This window comes from Algibacter sp. (assembly GCF_049667265.1).
Taxonomy (GTDB): Bacteria; Bacteroidota; Bacteroidia; order Flavobacteriales; family Flavobacteriaceae; genus Algibacter_B.
Genome location: NZ_JBATHX010000313.1, coordinates 1 through 1,836, shown reverse-complemented (window position 1 = coordinate 1,836; position 1,836 = coordinate 1). Strand labels below are relative to the sequence as shown.

1 protein-coding gene and 1 pseudogene are annotated in these 1,836 nt (G+C 37.0%); both read right to left on the bottom strand.

The window, feature by feature from the left end:
• Positions 1–234 (bottom strand): annotated as a pseudogene (locus WBN21_RS11260) (hypothetical protein); the annotation flags it as partial.
• A 104-nt stretch (positions 235–338) separates the two neighbouring features.
• Positions 339–1,836, bottom strand: a 1,498-nt coding sequence (gene dxs / locus WBN21_RS11255; RefSeq protein ID WP_424200314.1) for a 1-deoxy-D-xylulose-5-phosphate synthase, incomplete at its 5' end; no start/stop codon positions are given.

The following is a 1,836-nucleotide window of genomic DNA, read 5'->3' as shown; positions in this document are numbered from 1 at the left end:
ATTGTAAAAATCGAAAACTGTTTGATTTTCGTAAAGGTTTTCTTTTAATGATATAAATCCATCCTCAAACTCCTTTTTAGTTTGATAGGTATATATCCCTGGATGTAATTTCTCTAATTCTGTTTTTATGAATTCGACATCTTCAAGTTGTTGCTCAATTGATAATGTTTTTAATGACTGACTATTTGCGGTGAGTGCAATAATTAATGCGAATAAGGTAGAAAGTTTAGTCATTTGTAGTAATTGTGTATAATGCAAAGATAAAGTTCCGTTTCAATAAATTTTATCGATTGTTAAACGAAGTTATCAAATTTTTCTGACAAAGTCAAGGTGGATTTTTAAAAAAGGGAATCAAAAACTTTGGTTAAACTATCCGCATCCAAACCAACAGATTTTTGAAGTTCATCAACACTACCATGTTCCAAAAATTCATCAGGAATCCCTAAAACTTTTACTGTATTCTTATAACTGTTTTTAGAAGCAAACTCGAGAATGGCACTTCCAAAACCACCTTTTATGGCGTTGTCTTCAACGGTAACCACAGTATCATAAGTTTTGAAAATGGTATGAAGTAATTTTTCGTCCAAAGGTTTTACAAAACGCATATCGTAATGGGAAACATTTAAGTTTTCAATAGCTTCGGAAACATTTTGCGCCATGTTACCAATACTTAAAATCGCCAATTTTTTGCCTTCTTTAAGCGTAGTAGCTTTACCTATTTCTATTTTGGAAAATGGTTGTTTCCAATTGATAGTAACGCCACGTCCACGAGGGTACCGAATGGCAATAGGTTGCTCTAAACCTAATTGGGCGGTATACATGATGTTACGCAGCTCTATTTCATTTCGGGGCGCGAATATAACTAGGTTTGGGATGCAACGTAAATAACTTAAATCGAAAACACCGTGGTGTGTGGCACCATCTTCACCAACCAAACCAGCGCGGTCTAAACAAAAAATAACGGGTAGTTTTTGTATGGCTACATCATGGATAATTTGGTCGAAAGCGCGTTGTAAAAAGGTCGAGTATATGTTGCAAAACGGTATTAAACCTTGTGTTGCCATTCCTGCGGCCAAAGTTACAGCATGTTGCTCTGCAATCCCCACATCGAAAGCGCGATCTGGAATTTGCTCCATCATGTATTTTAACGAGCTGCCTGTTGGCATGGCGGGTGTAATGCCAACAATGTTTTTATTTTTTTTGGCCAACTCCACAATAGTATGACCAAAAACATCTTGATATTTTGGCAACCTAGAGGTTGATTTGGCAATAAGTTCGCCTGTTGCCGAATCGAATTTCCCCGGAGCATGATATTTTACTTGGTCGGCTTCCGCTTGTTTTAAACCTTTTCCTTTTGTAGTAATGACGTGTAAAAGCTTTGGTCCTTTAACGGTTTTTAGCCTTTCAAGTTCTGAAATAATTTTATTTATGTCATGGCCATCAATGGGGCCTGAATAATCAAAATTTAAGGCTTCAAAAATATTGTCTTGCTTTTGCGTGCCTTTTTTTACGTTTGTTAAATACATTTTTAACGCGCCAACGCTTGGGTCAATTCCAATAGCATTGTCATTTAAAATAACGAGTAAATTAGCATCGGTAACACCAGCATGATTTAAACCTTCAAAGGCTATTCCGCTGGCAATAGAAGCATCGCCAATTACAGCAATATGTTGTTTGTTTTCACCTTTTAATTTTGATGCAATAGCCATTCCTAAAGCTGCCGAAATGGAGGTTGACGAATGCCCAACACCAAAAGCATCGTATTCACTTTCATCGCGTTTTGGAAAACCACTAATGCCACCCAATTGGCGGTTCGTATGAAAGCTTTCCCGTCGG